This window comes from Planococcus notacanthi (genome assembly GCF_030407825.1).
GTDB classification, from domain to species: Bacteria; Bacillota; Bacilli; order Bacillales_A; family Planococcaceae; genus Planococcus; species Planococcus notacanthi.
This window is the reverse complement of record NZ_JASDCQ010000001.1, coordinates 455637-476658: the sequence shown is the minus strand read 5'-3', so window position 1 is coordinate 476658 and position 21022 is coordinate 455637. Positions and strand designations below refer to the sequence as shown.

21 protein-coding genes and 1 other annotated feature are annotated in these 21022 nt (G+C 45.8%); all 21 genes read right to left on the bottom strand.

Annotated features, from left to right (window positions below):
• Position 1 precedes the first annotated feature (1 nt).
• Positions 2-871, bottom strand: coding sequence for an aspartate carbamoyltransferase catalytic subunit (locus QMA01_RS02195; RefSeq protein ID WP_290184577.1), 870 nt, complete (start codon positions 869-871; stop codon positions 2-4).
• 134 nt (positions 872-1005) lie between these two features.
• Positions 1006-2292, bottom strand: a complete 1287-nt coding sequence (locus tag QMA01_RS02190) for a solute carrier family 23 protein (RefSeq protein ID WP_290184574.1) — start codon at positions 2290-2292, stop codon at positions 1006-1008.
• A 27-nt stretch (positions 2293-2319) separates the two neighbouring features.
• A complete protein-coding gene (gene pyrR / locus QMA01_RS02185) occupies positions 2320-2859 on the bottom strand; it encodes a bifunctional pyr operon transcriptional regulator/uracil phosphoribosyltransferase PyrR (protein ID WP_191714008.1) in 540 nt (179 codons plus the stop codon).
• A gap of 191 nt (positions 2860-3050) precedes the next feature.
• The gene (locus tag QMA01_RS02180; RefSeq protein WP_290214212.1) at positions 3051-3962 is read right to left on the bottom strand and encodes an RluA family pseudouridine synthase; all 912 of its coding nucleotides are present in this window, start codon (positions 3960-3962) and stop codon (positions 3051-3053) included.
• Positions 3962-4438, bottom strand: coding sequence for a signal peptidase II (gene lspA, locus QMA01_RS02175; protein ID WP_191714006.1), 477 nt, complete (start codon positions 4436-4438; stop codon positions 3962-3964). The genes QMA01_RS02180 and lspA overlap by 1 nt, the downstream gene beginning before the upstream one ends.
• Positions 4439-4563: 125 nt before the next feature.
• Positions 4564-7326, bottom strand: coding sequence for an isoleucine--tRNA ligase (ileS, locus tag QMA01_RS02170; RefSeq protein ID WP_203339401.1), 2763 nt, complete (start codon positions 7324-7326; stop codon positions 4564-4566).
• Positions 7327-7368: 42 nt separating this feature from the next.
• Positions 7369-7583, bottom strand: a binding site (T-box leader).
• A 37-nt stretch (positions 7584-7620) separates the two neighbouring features.
• Complete coding sequence (locus QMA01_RS02165; protein ID WP_191714004.1) at positions 7621-8142, bottom strand: DivIVA domain-containing protein; 522 nt, start codon at positions 8140-8142, stop codon at positions 7621-7623.
• Positions 8143-8236: 94 nt separating this feature from the next.
• A complete protein-coding gene (locus QMA01_RS02160) occupies positions 8237-9022 on the bottom strand; it encodes a YlmH family RNA-binding protein (RefSeq protein ID WP_191714003.1) in 786 nt (261 codons plus the stop codon).
• 66 nt (positions 9023-9088) lie between these two features.
• A complete protein-coding gene (locus tag QMA01_RS02155; protein WP_191714002.1) occupies positions 9089-9352 on the bottom strand; it encodes a YggT family protein in 264 nt (87 codons plus the stop codon).
• Between the two features lie 20 nt (positions 9353-9372).
• A complete protein-coding gene (locus QMA01_RS02150; protein WP_290214211.1) occupies positions 9373-9867 on the bottom strand; it encodes a cell division protein SepF in 495 nt (164 codons plus the stop codon).
• Positions 9864-10535, bottom strand: a complete 672-nt coding sequence (locus tag QMA01_RS02145) for a YggS family pyridoxal phosphate-dependent enzyme (RefSeq protein ID WP_191714000.1) — start codon at positions 10533-10535, stop codon at positions 9864-9866. The genes QMA01_RS02150 and QMA01_RS02145 overlap by 4 nt, the downstream gene beginning before the upstream one ends.
• A gap of 110 nt (positions 10536-10645) precedes the next feature.
• Positions 10646-11839: a cell division protein FtsZ gene (gene ftsZ, locus QMA01_RS02140; RefSeq protein WP_191713999.1), complete on the bottom strand. Its 1194-nt coding sequence runs from the start codon at positions 11837-11839 to the stop codon at positions 10646-10648.
• Between the two features lie 59 nt (positions 11840-11898).
• A complete protein-coding gene (gene ftsA / locus QMA01_RS02135) occupies positions 11899-13182 on the bottom strand; it encodes a cell division protein FtsA (RefSeq protein WP_191713998.1) in 1284 nt (427 codons plus the stop codon).
• 101 nt (positions 13183-13283) lie between these two features.
• On the bottom strand, positions 13284-13646 hold the full coding sequence (locus tag QMA01_RS02130; protein ID WP_191713997.1) for a small basic family protein: 363 nt from the start codon (positions 13644-13646) through the stop codon (positions 13284-13286).
• A 2-nt stretch (positions 13647-13648) separates the two neighbouring features.
• Positions 13649-14365 carry a DUF881 domain-containing protein gene (locus tag QMA01_RS02125; RefSeq protein ID WP_191713996.1) on the bottom strand — a complete coding sequence of 239 codons (717 nt, stop codon included), beginning with the start codon at positions 14363-14365 and terminating at the stop codon, positions 13649-13651.
• A 16-nt stretch (positions 14366-14381) separates the two neighbouring features.
• A complete protein-coding gene (locus QMA01_RS02120; protein ID WP_203339398.1) occupies positions 14382-15107 on the bottom strand; it encodes a DUF881 domain-containing protein in 726 nt (241 codons plus the stop codon).
• The gene (locus QMA01_RS02115; RefSeq protein WP_290214210.1) at positions 15085-15870 is read right to left on the bottom strand and encodes a cell division protein FtsQ/DivIB; all 786 of its coding nucleotides are present in this window, start codon (positions 15868-15870) and stop codon (positions 15085-15087) included. The genes QMA01_RS02120 and QMA01_RS02115 overlap by 23 nt, the downstream gene beginning before the upstream one ends.
• Positions 15871-15889: 19 nt before the next feature.
• Positions 15890-17254 (bottom strand): UDP-N-acetylmuramoyl-L-alanine--D-glutamate ligase, encoded by a 1365-nt coding sequence (gene murD / locus QMA01_RS02110; protein ID WP_191713993.1) that lies wholly within the window; start codon positions 17252-17254, stop codon positions 15890-15892.
• Positions 17255-18223 (bottom strand): phospho-N-acetylmuramoyl-pentapeptide-transferase, encoded by a 969-nt coding sequence (mraY, locus tag QMA01_RS02105; protein WP_191713992.1) that lies wholly within the window; start codon positions 18221-18223, stop codon positions 17255-17257.
• Positions 18224-18248: 25 nt separating this feature from the next.
• The gene (locus QMA01_RS02100; protein WP_290214209.1) at positions 18249-20657 is read right to left on the bottom strand and encodes a penicillin-binding protein; all 2409 of its coding nucleotides are present in this window, start codon (positions 20655-20657) and stop codon (positions 18249-18251) included.
• A complete protein-coding gene (gene ftsL / locus QMA01_RS02095; RefSeq protein ID WP_191713990.1) occupies positions 20654-21013 on the bottom strand; it encodes a cell division protein FtsL in 360 nt (119 codons plus the stop codon). The genes QMA01_RS02100 and ftsL overlap by 4 nt, the downstream gene beginning before the upstream one ends.
• Positions 21014-21022: the final 9 nt, after the last annotated feature.

Sequence of the window (21022 nt, the reverse complement as noted above, 5' to 3'; positions counted from 1 at the left end):
TTCAATCTCTCCCTTTCAATGCGTATTCAAGTACTGCCATCCGGACAAATACTCCGTTAGCCATCTGTTTGAAGATCCGTGAGCGTTCACATTCAACGAGGCAATCTGCAATCTCCACGCCTCGGTTGATGGGCGCCGGATGCATGATGATGGCACCGTCTTTCATTCTTTTCTCCCGTTCAACCGTCAAGCCGTACTGCTCATGGTAATTATCCTTCGAAAAGAGAGCTGATACGGCGTGGCGTTCATGCTGAACCCGAAGCATCATCACGACATCCGTCTTGTCAATAAAGTCATCCAAGTGTTCCGATGAATCATACTCACCGCTCCACTCAGCCGGACAGATGAAGTTCACTTCTGCACCCAACTGCTGAAGAGCCGCTGCATTCGATTTTGCCACACGGCTGTGTGCGATATCTCCGACGATCGTCACATGTACGCCTTCGATGCGGCCAAACTCTTGAAAAATCGTCAACAAGTCCAGCAAGGACTGCGTCGGATGCTGCCCCGATCCATCTCCTCCGTTGATGACCGCTACCTGGCAGCCTTCAAGCTGCTGGTAATATTCTTCTTCTTCATGGCGAATGATGACTGCGTCCACGCCGATCGATTCCATCGTCTTGACTGTGTCGTACAGCGTTTCCCCTTTCAAGATGCTGGAAAAAGCTGTTTCAAAGGGCAGCACCGCCAACCCCATTTTGTGCTCGGCCATTTCAAAGCTCATCTTCGTCCGCGTGCTCGGTTCAAAAAACAGATTGACGACCGCCCCATCGATTGGGGCCTTTTCTCCCTGCCGGAATTGTTCTGCACGTTCCAGCAAACTCATAATCGTTTTATTTTCCAGGTTGTTCATGGATAGTAAGTTCGGCATAGTCTTCTCATCCTTTCATCCATCCTACAAAAAAAACACCTTCCCAGGGGCAGGAAGGTGTGAGGAAAAAAGGGCAGAGTACTCCCCATTCTTCAACCCTTTCCATGCCTCTCTGGACATTCATTAAAAGGTGATTATTCAGTTCCGTCATCTAATTCGTTTTTGTCCAGACCCGGCAGTATCAAATTCAGAATTACGCCGACAATTGCTGCGAGCGCCATTCCTTCAATCGAGAAGGTTTCACTGAACTCCAGCTTGGCTCCTCCGATGCCGATGACCAGGATAACCGAGGAGATCACCAAATTGCGGTTATTGCCGAAATCGATGTTATTGTCCACCAGCATGCGCAATCCGGAAGAAGCGATGATGCCGAACAGCAGGATGGAAATTCCGCCAAGAACTGCTGTCGGAATCGTCTCGATGACTGCCATCAGTTTGCCGAAGAAAGAAAAGACGATGGCGAATATAGCAGCACCGAGGATGACATAGACCGAGAACACTTTCGTGATGGCCAATACACCGATGTTTTCACCGTATGTGGTCTTTGGTGGACCGCCGACCAGTGAAGAGATGAACGTTCCGATTCCGTCGCCCAAGATTGAGCGGTGCAAGCCCGGATCTTTTATGTAATTGCGGCCTACGATTTTGCCGAGAACCAGCTGATGTCCGATATGTTCAGAAATCGTGACGATGGCAATCGGAACCATGACGAACAGCAAGGTGGGTGTTACTTGGAATGAATAATCCACTCCTGGAATCAGGAATTCCGGCACTGCAAACCATTTCGCTGAACTGATTGCCGTGTAATCGATGATGCCGATCGCGGCTGAGTAGCCGTAACCCACGATGATGCCGATCAGGATGGGCATCAAGGAAATGATGTTCTTGAAGTAAATATTGCAGATGATCGCGGTCATCAATGTTACGAGCGCTGCTGAGAAATGCAGCAGGCTGTACTCCGAAGCGTCGCCGACTGGAATAGTCATTGCCATATCCACCGCTGTTCCGGATAAAGCCAGTCCGATGACGATGATGACAGGCCCCACCACAATCGGAGGCAGCAATTTCATCAGCCATTGATAGCCTGTCTTCCAGATGATCAGCGCGACGATGGCGTAAACCAATGACACGAACATGGCACCGATCATTGCCGATCCGATTCCGCCGGTTTCAGTGGCGATGGTAATCGGCACGATAAAGGCGAATGAAGATCCCAGATAGGCCGGCACTTTAAATTGGGTGATGATGATGAAGATGATCGTGGCAATGCCGCTTGTCAATAAGGCGATGGCCGGGCTCAAGCCGACCAACTGTGGCACCAGGATGGTTGCGCCGAACATCGCGAACATATGCTGCAGGCTTAATGAAATCCATTGCCCGGCTTTCGGTTTATCGTGTACATCTAAAATGGCTTCGCTCAATTTCCGTTCTCCCCTGTCTCTAACTCTCTATTCGTGAATGGCTACCCGGTCAACCTGATCGCTTTCAATCATCTGGACGACAATCCGTTCATCGCTTGAAGTCGGAATGTTTTTTCCGACAAAGTCCGCACGGATCGGCAACTCACGATGACCTCGGTCAATCAGCACTGCCAGTTGGATTTGTGAGGGCCTCCCCAGATCCATAACTGCGTCCATCGCAGCCCGGACTGTCCGCCCTGTGTAAAGCACATCGTCCACCAGAATCACTTTTTTATCAAGAATGCTGTGCTTGATATCGACCTGTTGGACTAGCGGCTCCTGATTTTTTGTTTTGACGCTCAAGTCGTCTCTGTAAAGGGTGATATCGAGTTCGCCTTCCATAATTGGACGCCCTTCGATCTTTTCAATCTTTTCTGCCAGCCGCTTCGCGATGAAAGCTCCCCGCGTTTTGATGCCGACCAGTATGCATTCATCGATGCCTTTGTTCCGCTCGATAATTTCGTGTGCAATGCGTGTGATCGCTCGGCTGATCGCCTGTTCATCCAAAATATCCGCTTTTTCAACCATGAGATCCGCTCCTTTTCTGCAAATAAAAAACCTCTTGCCTGAGAGGCAAGAGGATAGATGCGCAGAAAAATTCAGCACGGAAGACAGACTTCCGGCTTGCGTAAATACCTTCTCAGCCTCTCTGGACTGTTATTAAAGGTGTTCAATATTCGATTCGTTTTTTCAAGTATAGATATAGATGGTGTGGTTTGTCAATCCTTGTCTCGAAGAGTTTCAAGAAGTTCTGCAAATTCAGACGGCGGCTCTGCAGAAAACTCCATGTATTCATTCGTTTTCGGATGAACAAATCCGATCACTTCAGCGTGCAAAGCTTGTCCCCCGATATCCATCGTTTTTTTCGGTCCGTATTTCGGATCGCCCACAAGCGGATAGCCGATATACTTCATATGGACACGGATTTGATGGGTTCTACCTGTTTCCAAGCGGCATTCCACCAGCGTGAAATTGCCGAAACGTTCCAAGACACGGAAATGTGTCACGGCATGCTTGCCTTTATCGACGATTGCCATGTTCTGGCGTTCTTTCGGATCACGGGCAATCGGCGCCTGGATTGTTCCTTTATCATGCGGAATATGGCCATGGACCAATGCCACGTATTTGCGTGTTACGGTTTTTTTCACCAATTGATCAACCAATGAGGTGTGGGCAACGTCATTTTTCGCCACCATCAGCAAACCAGACGTATCTTTATCGATTCTATGGACAATTCCTGGGCGTACGACGCCGTTGATTCCTGAAAGGTCTGTGCAATGATGCATAAGGCCATTGACCAATGTCCCTTTGGCATGTCCGGGAGCCGGGTGAACAACCATGCCTTTCGGTTTGTTGACGACCAGCACATCCTCGTCTTCGTAAACGATTTCCAAGTTAAGGTCTTCGGGCACGACATCCAGTTCTTCAAGCTCTGGAGGTGTGACGATGATGACATCCTGCAAACGCACTTTGTAATTCGGCTTCACGGTAATGCCGTTCACTTTTACCGCACCTTCTTTAACCCAGTTCGCGATCTGTGAACGCGACCAGTCTTCATCTATCGATGACACGGCTTTATCTACTCGTTCGCCGGCCATTTCTTCTGTGATTTCAATCGTTAAATCTTCCATTAAGACACCTTTTTCTTTTGTTGTTTTTCGTCATAAATAATATAGATGATCATCAATACGACACCGATCGTTAAAGCGGCATCCGCAACATTAAATATCGGAAAATCATAATTGATCACTGGAATCAGCACATCAACAAAATCGACGACTTCCCCACGCAGCATGCGATCAATAAAATTGCCGACTGCTCCGCCTAAAAGAACCATCAGGCTCAGCTGGAATAAAGGCTGTCCATTTGCATGTTTATGAAAATAGTATAGAATTCCGATGATGACCGCTACCGTGATGATTGCAAACAGCCACATCTGCCCTTCCAGCATCCCCCAGGCAGCGCCACGGTTGCGGTGTGAAAGCCACCCGAGATAAGGGTCGATCACTGAAATCCGTTCACCCAATTCCATATTCTTCAGGACCAGCCATTTTGTCCATTGATCCAATGCAATTATCAACAATGCGATTCCATAATAAATAAACATCCGTATCCTCCGTCAATTCAGCAGTCAATCTATTTTAACACAATGTCAGCAAAAAAAGTAAAGGTCTGAAAAACCGGCATTCCGGTTTTCCAGACCTCTACTATCGGCTTTATCCATTGCTGGAATTAAGCGTATTGTGTTTCTACGACACTTGCACAGCGCGGGCATAATGCCGGATGCGCTTCACTTTGGCCAATTTCTTCTGAAATCGTCCAGCAGCGTTCGCATTTTTCGCCTTCAGCTTTTTCGACTGTTACCGAAACTTCGTTCAATTTCACTGCGTGAGCCGGTGCCTGGTCTTGTGCACCACCGTATTCGTATTTGGATACGATGAACAATTGGGCCAGGTTGTCGTCTGTTGAAGCGAGCAATGCGGCCAATTCTTCATTGCCGTAAACTGTCACTTTCGCTTCCAGTGATTTACCGATCGTTTTAGCTGCACGCGCTTCTTCAAGTGCTTTCAGCACATCATCTCGAACATCCATGAAACGGCTCCATTTTTCATCCAGGCCTTCAAATGCCGGATTGGAAACTGCTTCTGGGAAGTCGGTCAATTGAACACTTTCTTCTTCAACAAAGCTCAAGTATGACCATAATTCATCTGCTGTGTGCGGGATGATCGGTGCTGACAACTTAAGAATTGCCATCAGTGAATCGAACATCACTGTCTGCATAGCACGGCGATGCGGATGATCCTGGCTTTCGATGTAAACAACGTCTTTTGCAACATCCAAGTAGAATGAGCTCAAGTCATTTGCGCAATAGTTGTTCAATGCATGGTAGATGGATGAGAACTCGTAAGTTTCATACGCTTTGCGCACAGTTTCCACCATCTTCTGCAATTTCATCGCCATGTATTGATCCATTTCGCGCATATCTTCAAATGCCACGCGATGCTCTTTTTCTTTGAAATCAGCCAAGTTTCCGTGAAGGAATTTCAGCGTGTTGCGGATTTTGCGGTAAACTTCCGATACTTGCTTGAAGTTCTCGTCAGACACACGGACGTCCGCTGTGTAATCTACAGAAGCCACCCATAAACGCAGGATATCCGCTCCCATTTGATTCATCACTTTAGCCGGCACGATGACGTTACCCAATGATTTACTCATCTTGCGGCCATTGCCGTCAAGCGTAAAGCCATGGCTCAGGATGCCTTTATATGGTGCGATGCCGTTGATGGCTACGCTTGTCGTCAACGATGAGTTGAACCAGCCACGGTATTGGTCAGATCCTTCAAGATAAAGGTCAGCCGGGTATTGCAGATCTTCGCGCTCAACCAGTACACCTTGGTGAGATGATCCTGAATCGAACCAGACATCCATGATGTCCATTTCTTTTGTGAACAAGCCGTTCGGGCTGCTCGGATGAGTGAATCCTGGTGGCAACAACTCTGCCGCTGGACGTTCAAACCAGATATTTGATCCGTTCTCGCGGAACAGATCCGCAATGTGGGCAATGGTTTCTTCTGTGATGACCGGATCACCGTTTTCAGCGTAGAAGACCGGAATCGGAACGCCCCACACGCGCTGGCGTGAAATATTCCAATCGCCGCGGTCACGCAGCATGTTGAACAGGCGTGTTTCGCCCCATGCCGGTGTGAAGGACGTTTCTTTGATCGCTTTCAGGATCTGATCACGGAAAGCATCGATCGAAACAAACCATTGAGCTGTCGCACGGTAAATGACCGGTTTTTTCGTCCGCCAATCATGCGGATACGAGTGTGTGATGAATGAAAGTTTTTCAAGAGCTCCTGCATTATCCAATGCTTCTGTGATGGACTTGTTGGCTTTGTCGTAGAATTCACCTTCGAATCCAGGCGCTTCGTCTGTCATGACTCCACGTTCGTCCACTGGACACAGAACATCCAGTCCGTATTTTTTGCCGATCAAGAAGTCATCTTCACCGTGTCCAGGAGCTGTATGAACGCAGCCTGTACCGGAATCGGTCGTTACGTGGTCGCCAAGCATCACTAGCGATGTGCGGTCATACAATGGATGTTTCGCCAGAATATGCTCCAACTCAGCCCCCTGCAACAGACGGACAACTTCATAATCCGTCCAGCCCAATTCATCAGCAACTTCCTTCAACAGTTCCTGTGCAATGATGTACAGCGATCCGTTTACGGAAACTTCTGCATAATCCAATTTGGCATGTACAGAAATCCCAAGGTTTGCCGGGATTGTCCAAGGAGTCGTCGTCCAGATCACTAAGTTCGTGCCTTCAGCCAATACGCCTTTTCCGTCAGTGACAGGGAAAGAGACATAAATGGACGGAGATTTTTTGTCATGATACTCGATTTCCGCTTCAGCAAGTGACGATTCACTTGATGGGGACCAATAGACAGGTTTCAAGCCTTTATAGATATAGCCTTTATTGGCCATTTTGCCGAATACTTCAATTTGGCGTGCTTCATATGCCGGTTTTAATGTCACATAAGGATTTTCCCAATCCCCACGCACACCAATGCGTTTGAATTGCGAACGCTGGCTGTCGATTTGCTGGTAAGCATATTCTTCACAGAGTTTGCGGAACTCAGCCAGAGACATTTCTTTGCGATTTACACCTTTATTCGTTAGAGCCTGCTCAATCGGCAAGCCGTGGGTATCCCAGCCTGGAACATATGGTGCATGGAAGCCCATCATTGAACGGGAACGGACGATCATATCTTTCAAAACTTTGTTTAAGGCATGGCCCATATGCAAATCGCCGTTCGCATAAGGCGGTCCGTCATGAAGGACGAAGAAAGGACGGCCTTTTGTCCGGTCCAATACTTTTTTGTAAATGTCCATCTCTTCCCATTTCTTTTGCATTTCCGGTTCCCGGTTCGGCAAATTGCCGCGCATCGGAAAATCTGTTTTCGGCATTAATAAGGTATCTTTGTATTCCATCTCTATTCCTCCTGTAGGCATAATAAAAAGCCCCCATCCCTGGAAAGGGACGAGAAGCTTAGACTCGCGGTACCACCCTTGTTGCAGCTAGATAGCTGCCACTCGATCACCGTAACGTGGCGTAGACGGAATTGGATACTGTCGTTCACCAATCCTGCTCAAGAGTGATTTTCTTCCATGCATCCGTGCCAGGCTTTCACTGTCCCTGGTTCGCTTTGCCTTCCTGCATGGCGTACTGTCTCTATCAGCGCGTTTTTTTGTATGTCGTAATTATAGAAGCAGAAAGTCTCAGAGTCAAGAGTTCGACTCTTCTTTATCCTTCTCAATCTTTTCTAAGTTCTGTGTATCAATATCGTATTCCAACAACGTTTCCCAATCATCTGTATCGATCAAATCCAATTGGGCTTCAACCAACATTTTGAAACGGTTTTTGAAAATGCGCGACTGCTTTTTCAATTCTTCGATCTCTGAAGCGATGCGACGTGCTTTCGTCAATGACTCATTGACGATCCGGTCAGCATTTTTCTCAGCTTCCTTAATGATCAATTCCGCTTCTTTCTGTGAATTCCGGCGAACCTCTTCTGAAGCTTCCTGAGCTACAAAAATCGATTTCTGCAAGGTCGACTCGATTGTATTGAAATGGCCCACACGCTCGTCGGTCGTTTTCAAACGATCTTCAAGTGCCGCCTTTTCTTTCAAAAGGATTTCATAATCTCTCATGATCTGTTCCAGGAATTCATTTACTTCATCTTCCTGATATCCTCGGAATGCTCGGCTGAATTCTTTGTTATGTATATCTAACGGGGATAATGGCATTGAGTAAACCTCTCCTTAACTTGTCATCTTATCTTCCTATTATACAGTCCACGGCCCAAAATTTCAGTATTATTTCGTTTTTTTTAAAAGCCGCCTAGTTTTTCGCTTCCAGGCGGCCGACTTGCAGACGGACCTTGTCTTTTTTCGTGCGCCCTTCAATCATGATCAAACGAACACGTCCGTAGCCTCTTGAAGAAATCATGTCCGATTCGTGCAGTTCAAAAGATGGCTGCTCCTGCAGCGTCCAATTGACCTTCACTTTTCCGCCATGAATTAAAGCAGACGCTTTCTGCCGTGAAATGTTATAGACCGAGCTCATGACAGTATCCAATCTCATCGAACTGACTGTGTACGATTCTTCGAACCATTCCTCATGCGTCTCAATCAGCTCTTCAGCAACGGTCACTTCATTCAAATGCACCTTCACTTTAGCCGCACTGACGAAATTGCTCTGCAGATAAGGGCTGATTTCATCCATGACAGCCAGCTGTACGCGCTCATTTTCTATCCGGATGTCACCAAATTTACTGCGGTCCAAACCTAACGACATCAACGAACCCAGAATATCAGGATGGCGCAGGTTCACGAACTTCGAAGGGTATTTCAACTCGAAGACTGTGATGTTGAAATCCTCCTGCTGTGGTTCAAAATAGGAAGGATACAACAGCACACGCTGTCTTTCCGCATCTTTAAAGCGTCCCGAAGCCATTATCTGCACATCACTCGAGCCAACGACCGCCTCAACGATAAAACGCTGGCGCGGATCCAGAAAATCAGTCAATTTCGGTGAATAGCGGTCTTCCACTTCACGCAGCCAGCCTGATACCTGCTCAATAAATTGCTGTTCTTCTTTTCTGAAATGCTGAAATATCTCTTCCATATGGATGCTCCTTTACCTATGGTCATGTGTTCAAGAAAAAAACCTCACATCACGTGAGGTTTTGAGTTAAATGAAGTAATTCGCTAATACAACAATCCCCTGGCTAGCCAGGCTTAACGTGAAAATCGCAACAATCGGTGAAATATCAATCATTCCGATCGGCGGGATAAAACGCCTGAAAATATCCAAATAGGGATCGGTGATTTTAGAAATCATTTGGCCGAATCCTGATTCCTTGATGCTCGGCACCCAGCTCATAAAGACGCTGACGATTAAAATGTAAAAATAGATATTAATGGCCGAGAGCAATAAATTTACAAGAACTATCATATTATTTTATGGCACCCCTCTTATTCTTGATCATCGTAATAATATCCTGAAATGGCGCCATCCACTTCAACAGTGTCTGGTACACATAGGAAGATGTCAGTTCCGATGCGTTGAATATCTCCACCTAGGGCGTAAACTGTTCCACTCAAAAAATCGATGATCCGAAGACCTTGATCTTTTTCAATACGTTGAAGATTTACGACAACGGCCTGCTTGCTTTTCAGGCTTTCTGCAATATCCTGCGCTTCTGCATAAACCCGTGGTTCTGCCAAGCTGACTTTTGAAGATTTTGAAGCACTCTGCAAACTAACTAAATTAGGCACAATGGTCTCCTCCACTTTCTGGCGCCGTTCTTTTGGTGTTTTTTTCGGCTCTTGCATGACTGCCGGTTTTTCATACCGCGGAGCTGGCTTTTGTTGAATTGCTGGTTGTTCACGAACAGGCTGTTCACGAACTTGTTCTTCTTCGTATTCATCTAAGTAGAAAAAGTTTTTAAATTTATTTTTCATGCTCATTGTTTTGCCTCACTTTCCGACCCGACTAATGCTGTTCCGATCCGGACGAAACTTGCCCCTTCTTCTGCAGCGATTAAGTAATCATTGGACATGCCCATGGAGCATTCTGTGCATGGAGCATGCGCCCACTGTTTCTCTGATACTTGGAGTTGGAGTAATTTTAATCCTTTAAATGCTTTACGAATCACTTGGTCATCCGTTGTATTCGGTGCCATCGTCATCAATCCGACTACCTGGATTTTGTCGAAGGCTTCCAAGGATTGTATAAAATCAATTGCCTCTTCCGGAGCAATTCCACTCTTTGACTCTTCACCCGATACATTTACCTGTACAAAACATTTTACTTGGCGGGTCGCACGTTTTTGAATTTCTTTTGCCAAGCTTAAACGGTCCAGGGAATGCAGGTAATCAATCTCGTCGATGACGTCTTTTACTTTTCTGGTTTGAAGATTGCCGATATAATGCCAGCAAACATCTTCGTCGATCGCCTCAAGTTTTTGGGCCAACCCTTCAGGACGGTTTTCACCTAAATGGCGGATTCCCGACTGTATGGCTTCTTTGGTGCGTTCCACACCTACTTGTTTGGTGACAGCAATCACTTGGATGTGTTCTCTTATCGAATTTAACTGTTCAGTGATTTCTTCAAAAACTGGTTTGATAGGTTCCATGCTTTCACAACTTTTCTATAGAAGTCCAGTATATTGTAACAAGATTCGGCTGATTTATCAATTAAGCCATTTCCTAAAAAAAACAGCTGCCCAACCGGCAGCTGTTCGGATTAACGTCTCTTTTGACGATTACGCAAGAACGTCGGGATGTCCAATGCATCTTCGTTATGTTTTTCTTGTCTTTGTGGTTCCTGATTGTAGTACGGCTGCTGCTCTTCACGGCGTTGCTCGTCGCGGCGTTGTTCTTCACGGCGTGCATCACGGATTGAAGGTGCAGGAGTCTGCTGTTGGATCGACTGGACACGGCTCGAGTTCAATCCAGAACCTCTAGGAGTTCTTGGCTGCAACTGTTCTTCATTAAATCCAGTAGCAATTACAGTAACGATGATTTCGTCTTTTAAGTTATCGTTGATAACCGATCCAAAAATCATGTTCACTTCTTCATCAGACGCTGAAGCTACGATATCCGCTGCTTCCTGTACTTCATAAAGGCTAAGGTTAGAGCCGCCTGTAATGTTCATCAAGACGCCTTTTGCCCCATCAACGGATACTTCAAGCAACGGGCTCGAAACTGCTTTTTTAGCAGCTTCAGAGGCACGGTTTTCTCCTGAAGAGACACCGATTCCCATCAATGCAGAACCTTTGTTGGACATGATTGTTTTAACATCGGCAAAATCCAGGTTGATCAATCCAGGGACGGCGATCAAATCTGAGATACCCGATACACCTTGGCGCAACACATTATCCGCTTCACGGAATGCTTCAAGCATCGGTGTGTTTTTGTCTACGATTTCAAGCAAACGGTCGTTTGGAATAACGATCAGTGTATCAACAGATTCCTTCATAATGGAAATTCCGCCGATTGCCTGTGTTGAACGCTTGCGGCCTTCAAATGTGAAAGGACGAGTTACGACACCAACAGTCAAAGCGCCAAGTTCTTTAGCGATTCCGGCAATAACCGGTGCTGCGCCAGTACCTGTACCGCCGCCCATTCCTGCAGTTACGAATACCATATCCGCTCCGCGCAATGCTTCTTCAATCTGTTCCTTGCTTTCTTCTGCAGCTTTTTTCCCTACGTCAGGGTTTGCTCCAGCACCAAGGCCGCGCGTTAATTTACCGCCGATTTGTAGGCGTACTTCCGCTTTTGACAAGTTCAATGCCTGTGCGTCTGTATTTACTGCAATAAATTCTACACCTTGGACTCCATGCTCGATCATCCGGTTGACAGCGTTGTTCCCGCCGCCGCCTACACCGATGACTTTAATTATGGCCATTGCATCAATATTTGTATCAAATTCCAACATTCTTTTTCCTCCTAAAATTGCTCAGCTTTTTTACTTGCAAGCTAGATACAATGTTGATTTTATTCAAAGAATCGATCAAACATCTTCTTGGCTTTAGTTACGACACCTTCGGAATTTTGTTTTGGCTGTTTTTGTTTCTTAGGCTGTTGTACTTCTTGGTGCTCAACTTTCACAGCGCTTGCGGCAGCTGTTCCAGTTCCAACTCGGCCATAGAAGACATCTTCCATGTATGCGTATTGGATCAGGCCAACTGCTGTTGTGTACTGAGGTTCGCGTACACCGATAAACTCCGGAGTGAACAGACGGACACGCGTTTGCAGGATGTTCCGTGCAAGTTCAGGCAAGCCATCTAATTTAGCCATACCACCGGTTAAAACGACTCCTCCTGGCAGGTCTTGTACACCTAAGCGGTAAAACTCATCCAAAATCAGTTCGAAAAGTTCTTCCAGGCGAACTCCGATTATTTCAGATATGTATTTTTGATTATATTGTTCTGTGGAATCTGATCCGATGACCGGAACTTCAAACACTTCATCTTCTGAAGCATCTTCAAAAAATGCATGGCCATGCTCGAGTTTGATTTTTTCAGCTTGATCCGTCGGTGTCTTTAGAATGATGGACAAATCTTTTGTAACGTGGTCGCCTCCAACTGGAATAACAGAAGAAGCGGTCAAGTGGCCTTCTTGGAAGATGGCAATAGAAGTAGAACCTCCACCGATATCGATACACGCTGTACCATGATTTTTTTCATCTTCAGTTAATGCGTAGCTTCCTGCAGCAAGCGGTTGTACGTAAATATCACGAATTTCCAAGCCTGCTCTTTCCACACAGCGAAGTACGTTGTGTAAAATGGTCTTTGAAGTCGTCACCATTGTACCATCCATTTCAAGGCGGATACCAATCATGCCCCGTGGATCTTTGATTTCACCCAAATGATCGACCACATACTGTTCAGGAATGATGTTGACCAATTCGCGTTCTGGCGGAATCGACATAACTTGTGCCGCTTCCAATACGCGATCCAAATCATCGTCTGTAATTTCCCGGTTTTCACTGTTAACTGCCACAATCCCTTTAACAGGTTGAAGCACCGCTTTGTTTGCCGGAATTCCCAATACGACCTCGTGGATGGATTTTCCGATCATGCGTTCTGCCTGATCGACTGCTTTTTTAATGGACTGCACAGTTGCATCTATGTCAACAATCGCACCTTTTCTGATTCCATTAGATTTTACATTTCCGACGCCGATTACATTCAGCGACTTGTTGGCCATTTCCCCGATTAAAACTTTAACGGATGACGAACCGATATCTAGACTAACGTATAATTCTGATTGACTCAATTCGTGGCACCTCCTTATAAACTGCTGTACTTATATTCTATTGCAAATCATGCACCTTGTCTAAGAAAATCGCAAAACTTAGAAAAATTTCCTTCAATTGTTCAATTTATTTCTCTAACTTCTTTCTTTTCTGCCCATTTCGCTAAAATGATGCGTCGAATGACTGCGATATTTTGGAATAGCCGAACGCCGAACGCAAAGATTGCCGCTAAGTATAAATCTACCCCTAAATGGACACCCAGAAAAGCAAGACCTGCTGCAAGGGCGATATTAAAGAAAAAACCGGATACAAATACCTTGTCGTCATAAACCTGCTGAAGATGTGCACGAATTCCGCCAAAAAGCGTATCGAGTGACGCCAATACGGCTATGGACAGGTAATTGGCATATTCCGGAGGGATTTGAATATCCGTCAAAAGCCCGAGCGATATTCCGAGTATTAAACCTAATATGGACAACCACATCGCTATTCCCCCTCTGATGCCTGTAAATATTTGGTGTCGATAGCACCGTCGTATGCCTCGATGACAAGGTCAGTTTGAGGCTCAGAGACTGTCAATGTCAAGTTATCGATATAGAAGTCGTCCAGAATACGCGACGCCAATAAATGATTATACAGCTTTTCCGAGTCTTCCAACGACTTCGAGATGATTTTGATGGAAAACGGCGGTGTATCGACCGGTTTCGTATTGACGGTCGTTTGGCCGTTTATATCCCGGATCGCTGTCGTGTTGATGATTCGTTTGCCATCAATCGATACATATAAGCCATTGAAACGGTTGATTTCATTTACCAGGCGAATAAGCAAATCTGGTGAAATCCCTTCAATGTCCAGTCCCATCGCAACCGCTTCCAGGGAAGGTTCAATCAGGACTTCGATGCCGGGTCCAACAGTTTCTGCCAGGCCAGCGGCTTTTCTAAGTTCACCCGCTGTTTCCCGCAGCGCTTGCTCTGGGCTCGCATCCGAAGCAGCTTCGTATTTGCCTAAAGTATCATCGAGTGAGCTGATTTCAGATAACAGCTCTGATTGAAGCTGATTTTCTCTTGCCAATTCCTGTCTGATTTCCCAGGCATCCCGTGTATCACGGATGTCCGGTTCATTGATCGTATTGTACTGAATGGCTGTCATTAAACCGATTATAAACATAATCACCGTAAATCGGGTAAGAATCCTTTTCTTCACGCAATTCCCCCCTGACTCATGATTCCGCCAGAAGAGCAGGCATTTCAATCAATTGCCCCTCATCCAACGTCACAATGATATTATCATTCAGCAATTGATCCATGATGCCACCCGTCAATTCCATCGAAGAAGTCAATACATCAGGTTCACCAATCGCTTCTATGACAAACGGTGCTGGGTATTGCACGCCATCGACGGTGATGACCGGCCCTGTACAGACGATGTAGGAGTTTCCATGAATGCGCTGGCCATTGATGGAAATGGCTTCAGCTCCGGAAATATACAATTCATTGATCACTTGGAAAACATGGCTTTCGTGAACAATGTAATCGTTCGGATTCACTGAATTGGGATTGTAATCGCCGTCCTGCAACGTCACTTTCAAACCGTTCCCTTGAACTGGCACCAACCCAAGGTACCGCCGCAGTTCTTCGGCTTCGGCTGCGTATTCGGTATAGCGATTTTCTCCATCCGCAAATGATTTTTCAAATTCTTGGACCTTGCCTTGCTTTTCCTGCAATTCTTCACGCAATTCCTTATTGTGTTCCTGCTGCTCGATCAGGTCTTTCCGATACCGTTCTTCCTGTTCAAAAAAGGCTCCACCTGTAAATCCTTCTGTTTCTTTATTGGCATTCGACAAGCTGTAGGAATAAGCCATGATAAAACCAAGAACCAAAAAGACCAGTGAAAAAACGATCGATTTACTGAAGTTTTTGCGGTTACTCTTCTTCGGGTTCTTCATCGTCGGCACCTTCCTTCTCGAGGCCAAAGACATCTGCATAAGAACGGAAGAAAATCCCGACTTCCATATCGATAATGCCTTTCTGCCCTTCTTCCAATTGAGCAATGACAGAAGGATAATAATTAATTTTTTCAGCCAAGGTACTCAAAATGCCGTGGATCTCATTTCCATCGTTCATATATAAAGTTACGTAGTCTGCGTCTTCCTGATCAGGATCCAGTATCACTTGTGAAACTAGTTGAAGAACCTCAGCATCGATTTCCAATAATTGATCTACCAGTTTCTTCCGTTTCTTATCGTCTTCAAAATTCGAATAGATCGGACCGTCGACGACAGTGACCGGCTGATCCAGAGCCAAATTATTGGATAGCACAATCTGGTAGCTGTTGCCACGGTCTAAGTAACCCATTTGAACATATTCAGTCAGCTTGATTTCCACGCCTGTCAGCCATTTTTTCTCGACAGAGGCGTCTTCAATCCACTCGAGTTTTTCCAATTCTTTCGCTACCGCTCCTGCATCGAAAGACCACATCGAATCTCCGACGGCTAATCCACTTGCAGCCTGGTAGCTTTCCTTGTCAAAGAGCACAGCGCCTTCAATGGTAATCGTCTGGATTTCACTGTACTTCGACTGGCTGTATAAAAGTACGGCAAGCAAAGTGAGGAAAATGAACAGCAGCGCCACGAACTTGCGATTGGTTCTTCTTTTCCGGCGCTCGCGGAGCGTCGGGATGCGTTCTTCGATGTCAATCACTTTGTCCATAATTGCTGCCCCTTATCTTTTATTCGTTGGCTTCCGTCATCTGCTGGACTGCGGTAATGAAAGCATCGCCTCGAATTTCAAAACTGTCGTATTGGTCCCAGCTTGCGCATGCAGGAGATAAGAGGATCGTGTCGCCGCTGGCGGAATGATTGATCGCTTTCTCGACCGCGTCATCCATTTTCCCTGCTTGTACGATATGTGCTACACCACAGTCTTCTGCAAAAGCTGTAAAGCGCTGTGCCGTCTCCCCAAACGTAATCAAAGCTTTGACCCGATTCATATAAGGACGGATTTCTTCGAGTGAATGGTTTCGCTCCAACCCTCCAGCCAATAAGATGATATTTTCCGGGAAAGCTTCCAATGCACTTTTCGTCGCTAAGGCATTGGTCGCCTTCGAATCGTTGTAGAATTTGCGTCCTTGCCACTCCACAATAAACTGGGAACGATGCTTAACGCCCGTGAAAGAAGTCAAAACACGTATGATGGTCTCCTTCGTTCCACCCCACAACATAGCTGCAGCGGTTGCCGCCAAAATGTTCTCCAGGTTATGCTGTCCGCCAAGTATAATTTTTGAACGTTCAATCAGCTTTTCGCCTTTCCAGTATATGAAATCACTGTCAGCACTGATACTTGTCGGCGTCCGTCCTTTTAAAGTGAACGGCACCAACTGCGCTTTGCAGTTTTTGGCATGGTTCACCAACAAAGGCTGATCGGCATTATATATGAAATAATCCTCAGCTGTCTGATTTTCAGTAAGCTTCATTTTTGAAGCTCGATAGTCTTCAATCGTCCCATGATAATCCAGATGCGCTTCGTAAATATTCGTGATAATTGCGATATTCGGGCGGAAAGACTCAGTTCCTTTTAGTTGGAAAGAAGACAATTCGGTCACCACCACATTTTCAGGCTTCGCTTTTTCAGCAACCCCGCTTGCAACTGTGCCGATATTCCCGGCAATCAATGGCTTTTTATTGTCTTGGTTGAGCATATGGAACAACAAAGTGGTCGTTGTCGTTTTGCCGTTAGATCCAGTGATGCCGATAAATGGCGCTTCACTGATCAGATAAGCCAACTCAATTTCAGTCCAAACCGGAATGTTCTTCTCCAGTGCAGATTCAATCAATACATTGGTATAAGGGATACCCGGATTTTTGACAACCAGTTCAAATCCCTCTTCCAGTAAATCTTCAGGATGTCTCCCACAAATAACGGTGACGCCCATATTTAATAACTCTTGCGCTTCCGGATTTTCTTCAAAAGGCTTGGAGTCGTTGACTGTAACAAATGCTCCCAGTTTGTGAAGGATGCGTGCAGCGGTAAATCCGCTTTTCGCAAGACCCAGAACCAAGATTTTTTTATGGTGTAATTGTGGCACCTCTTTCATTTACATTACCTCCAAAAAGACTGCGATTGCCGCGCTGATAAGACCGACTGACCAGAATACGATGACTACTTTCCATTCTGACCATCCGCTTAATTCAAAATGATGGTGGATCGGGCTCATTTTAAAGATTCGTTTCTGGCGCAATTTGAAACTGCCGACCTGCAGAATAACTGAAGCTGTTTCGATAACGAAAACAAGCCCAATCAGCAATAGCAGCAATTCCTGTTTCAACAAAATAGACACCATGGCCAATGCGCCACCCAAAGCCAATGAACCCGTATCTCCCATAAAGACTTTAGCCGGATATTTATTGAAAATCAAAAATCCAAGCAAACCGCCTGTGACGGAAAAAGTAAAGATGGCAATGCCGATTTGGTCTTGATAAATCGCCAATAGGCCAAATGCAGCAAATGCAATTGAAGCTGTGCCGGCCACTAAGCCGTCGAGCCCATCTGTCAAATTGACTGCATTGGAAAACCCGACCAGCCAAAAGACAATGAAGAATACATAGAACCAGGATAATTCCAGTGCGATATCTGTAAATGGAATTGTTACGCCAGTCTCAAAATCGATGCCGTTCAATACCAAGAACGAAATGACTGCGATGACGATTTGTGCGATTAACTTCTGCAATGAAGTCAATCCCAGATTTCTTTTTAAGACTACTTTGATAAAGTCATCCAGGAATCCGATCAATCCATATCCGAAAAGTACAAGCAATAGAATCAGTACTTTGGCATTCAAAAGTTCGGCAAACCAGGCAACCAATAGCACAGTGATGATGATTGAAATTAAGAAAACCAGTCCGCCCATAGTCGGCGTTCCTGTTTTCTTCATATGTGATTCAGGTCCTTCTTCACGGATGCTTTGCCCGAATTTCATCCGTTTCAACAACGGAATGAAAATCGGCATAAGCACGACCGTTAGGATTAAAGCAAGTCCAAGACCCATTATTGTATAAGCGTTCATTTAGAGAGCTCCTTTAAACACGAGATTACTCGGTTGTTTCTTCTGTTTCTGTTTCCGTGGCTTCGGCTTCATCTGTTGTTGCTTCTTCTGTTGTTGCTTCTACTTCTTCTGTTTCCACTGTTGCTGTTTCAGAAGTTTGTGCTTCTGTTTCCGTAGCTTCAGTGTCCGTTTGTGGTTCCTGCTGTTCACTTTCAGCTTCAAAACCTTTTGCAGCCTCTTCTTCAAGCAGCTGCTCGCCATCGTCTTCGGCGGCTGCGTCTTCTTGTGCCTGCGCTGGATAATAAATTTCCGGAGGATGAAGCTCAATTACTACAGGCTCATTATCCTCTACAATTTCGCCTTCCGCAATGCTTTGCGTCAAAACATATCCTTGGCCCGCAATTTCCAATGCTAAGCCGCTTAAGGACTGATAGGCAAGCAGTTCACGTTTTGACCAGCCAGTAAAATCAGGCAACGCCGTTTTACCCGCTGTCTTCAGAATAACTTTGCCGCCTTTCAGTACAGTGTCCTCATTTTCCGGGTACTGAGCCACGACTTCTGACTGGTCACCTGTAACAACGACTTCGACACCAAGCTCAGTCAACTCTTCAGTAGCCTCTGCCACAGATTTACCTGTATATTCTTCCACAGGCATCGTCGTAGCTTCCGCCATATTTTCTGGCTCAATGTTCAAATACTTCAAGCTATTTTCCATGACAGAAGTAAAGATTTTCGCTACCGGTACAGAACCATATTCATCAGCAGGCACATTCGGTTGCTGGACACCGATATAGATAAGCAGTTCCGGATCATCTGCAGGCGCCATTCCAAGGAACGAGAACAAATAATTGTTTCTGCCTTTCAAATAGCCGCCGCCTTCTTTCGGAACTTGCGCTGTACCCGTCTTCCCGGCAATCGTGTAATCCTGCAATGCAAATCCTCTTGCTGAACCGACTTCGGAAGTCACGGTTGACGCAAGAACTTCCCGTACTTTTTCAGCAGTTTCTGCTGACACAGGCTTCCCGGCTTCTTCCGGCTCACTTTTAACCGTGACTTTTCCAGTATCCTTGTTCTTGATTTGATCGATGACGTACGGTTTCATCATGACGCCGTCATTTGCAATAGCAGAGGCGGCTTGAATCATCTGAATCGGCGTTACTGTCGATCCCTGTCCATATGCTGTCGTCAATTTATTGATTGGGTATTGATCCAGTATTTTACCGGCTGCCTCTTTCGGCAGATCGATGCCAGTCTGTTTGCCAAATCCAAATGCATCCACGTATTTCATAAACGTGTCTGCTCCCATGCGCTCCAATAAATAGGCCATCGATACGTTAGAAGAGCGTTGAATCCCTTCAAGGAAGGAGATGGTTCCCCAACCGCGCCCACCGTTATGGTCACCGATGGTAGTGCCTAATAAATTATAGGTTCCAGAGTTATAGACAGCGTTCGGATCCCATTTGCCTTCTTCTATTGCAGCTGCCAATGTAAACATCTTCATTGGAGATCCTGGTTCAATCGTCAATTCGATGCTTTCGTTCAGCCAATTGTCCGAAAGTCCTTCACGTGTATTCGGGTTGAACGTCGGACGCTGTGACATAGCCAGAATTTCACCAGTTTTCGGATCAGCAACTACGGCGATCATTCGCGTCGGATCGTATTCTTCCTGAACTCCAGACATGGCGTCTTCCAGGAAATTCTGCAAGGTTCTGTCTAAAGTCAGCTGAACGTCTGAACCGTCTTCGGCTGGTGTAACTGCCGACTCACTATTAGGCAATAGGAAGCCCCATTTATCCGTATCGAATTCCATTCTTCCGTTCTTGCCGGTCAATACTTCATTGTGAATGGATTCCAGTCCCATCCTCCCGGTAGTCTTGGTTTCGCCATCCTTCAGCTCTTCTTTCATGGCATAGCCAATCAGGTGAGACGCAAAGACGCCGTTCGGGTATAGCCTTTTCAAATCCCGGACAAACAATAATCCCGGAATATTGGCTTCTTTCATTTCAAGCATCTTTGTGTGGCTGATTTCGCGTCCTGCAGAACCGAATTCCACTTGATAGCGATCTTTTTCCACGCCTTGTTTCAATGTCTCTAAAATACTTTCTTCAGAAGCATCCAGGTATCCAGCCAATTTTTGGGCTGTTTCTTCCACGTCTACGACATGCCGTGGATCACCGGCTTTTTGCGTTGCTGATTCGTCCAGTACCGCGACAAGTTTGTAAGTGAGTGTGTCTTCAGCAATCACTTCTCCGCTCCGGTCAATGATGCGGCCCCGTTCAGCAGTCAATACTTCTTCCTGGCTGTATTTCGCTGCTGCTCTGGCAGCAAGTTCCTGCCCTTCCACTTCTCCCGTTGCTTGAATCGTCACAATTCTGGTCAATAAAAGGAAAAAGAGCCCTGCAAATAACAAAAATAGCAGAAAGGCTCCTCCTTGAAATCGAAACTTTTTTTTCATTGTCCAGGCACTACCTTTACATTGTGCTCATTTAATTTAAGGCCAAGGTCTTTCGCTTTTGCCCAAATGCGCTCGTATGAAGACAGTTCTTTCACCTGTACGGACAAATCTGAATTTTGCTTCGTCATTTCACTGACTGATTGTTCAATTGTTTGGATTTCTTGTGTGGATGCCTGAATCTTTGATTGATTCTGCAAAATCACCAAGGCGCACAGGATACAGACTGCTACGAAAGTTACATACAGTATTTTTTCACCTTTAGTGATTAAACTCTTTCTTCTTACCGGCTGCCGACTCGGATTTTGAGGAACGGCCGGCTGTTGGATGTAGGTTTCAGTTCTTGCATTCAACGCCATTTGAACACG

Bases quoted from the DNA above. Each gene is read 5' to 3' on its own strand.
- QMA01_RS02195 (WP_290184577.1), bottom strand. From the start codon at position 871: ATGCCGAACTTACTATCCATGAACAACCTGGAAAATAAAACGATTATG.
- pyrR (WP_191714008.1), bottom strand. From the start codon at position 2,859: ATGGTTGAAAAAGCGGATATTTTGGATGAACAGGCGATCAGCCGAGCG.
- QMA01_RS02180 (WP_290214212.1), bottom strand. From the start codon at position 3,962: ATGGAAGATTTAACGATTGAAATCACAGAAGAAATGGCCGGCGAACGA.
- lspA (WP_191714006.1), bottom strand. From the start codon at position 4,438: ATGTTTATTTATTATGGAATCGCATTGTTGATAATTGCATTGGATCAA.
- ileS (WP_203339401.1), bottom strand. From the start codon at position 7,326: ATGGAATACAAAGATACCTTATTAATGCCGAAAACAGATTTTCCGATG.
- QMA01_RS02165 (WP_191714004.1), bottom strand. From the start codon at position 8,142: ATGCCATTATCCCCGTTAGATATACATAACAAAGAATTCAGCCGAGCA.
- QMA01_RS02160 (WP_191714003.1), bottom strand. From the start codon at position 9,022: ATGGAAGAGATATTTCAGCATTTCAGAAAAGAAGAACAGCAATTTATT.
- QMA01_RS02155 (WP_191714002.1), bottom strand. From the start codon at position 9,352: ATGATAGTTCTTGTAAATTTATTGCTCTCGGCCATTAATATCTATTTT.
- QMA01_RS02150 (WP_290214211.1), bottom strand. From the start codon at position 9,867: ATGAGCATGAAAAATAAATTTAAAAACTTTTTCTACTTAGATGAATAC.
- QMA01_RS02145 (WP_191714000.1), bottom strand. From the start codon at position 10,535: ATGGAACCTATCAAACCAGTTTTTGAAGAAATCACTGAACAGTTAAAT.
- ftsZ (WP_191713999.1), bottom strand. From the start codon at position 11,839: ATGTTGGAATTTGATACAAATATTGATGCAATGGCCATAATTAAAGTC.
- QMA01_RS02130 (WP_191713997.1), bottom strand. From the start codon at position 13,646: ATGTGGTTGTCCATATTAGGTTTAATACTCGGAATATCGCTCGGGCTT.
- QMA01_RS02120 (WP_203339398.1), bottom strand. From the start codon at position 15,107: ATGAAGAACCCGAAGAAGAGTAACCGCAAAAACTTCAGTAAATCGATC.
- QMA01_RS02115 (WP_290214210.1), bottom strand. From the start codon at position 15,870: ATGGACAAAGTGATTGACATCGAAGAACGCATCCCGACGCTCCGCGAG.
- murD (WP_191713993.1), bottom strand. From the start codon at position 17,254: ATGAAAGAGGTGCCACAATTACACCATAAAAAAATCTTGGTTCTGGGT.
- mraY (WP_191713992.1), bottom strand. From the start codon at position 18,223: ATGAACGCTTATACAATAATGGGTCTTGGACTTGCTTTAATCCTAACG.
- QMA01_RS02100 (WP_290214209.1), bottom strand. From the start codon at position 20,657: ATGAAAAAAAAGTTTCGATTTCAAGGAGGAGCCTTTCTGCTATTTTTG.
- ftsL (WP_191713990.1), bottom strand. From the start codon at position 21,013: ATGGCGTTGAATGCAAGAACTGAAACCTACATCCAACAGCCGGCCGTT.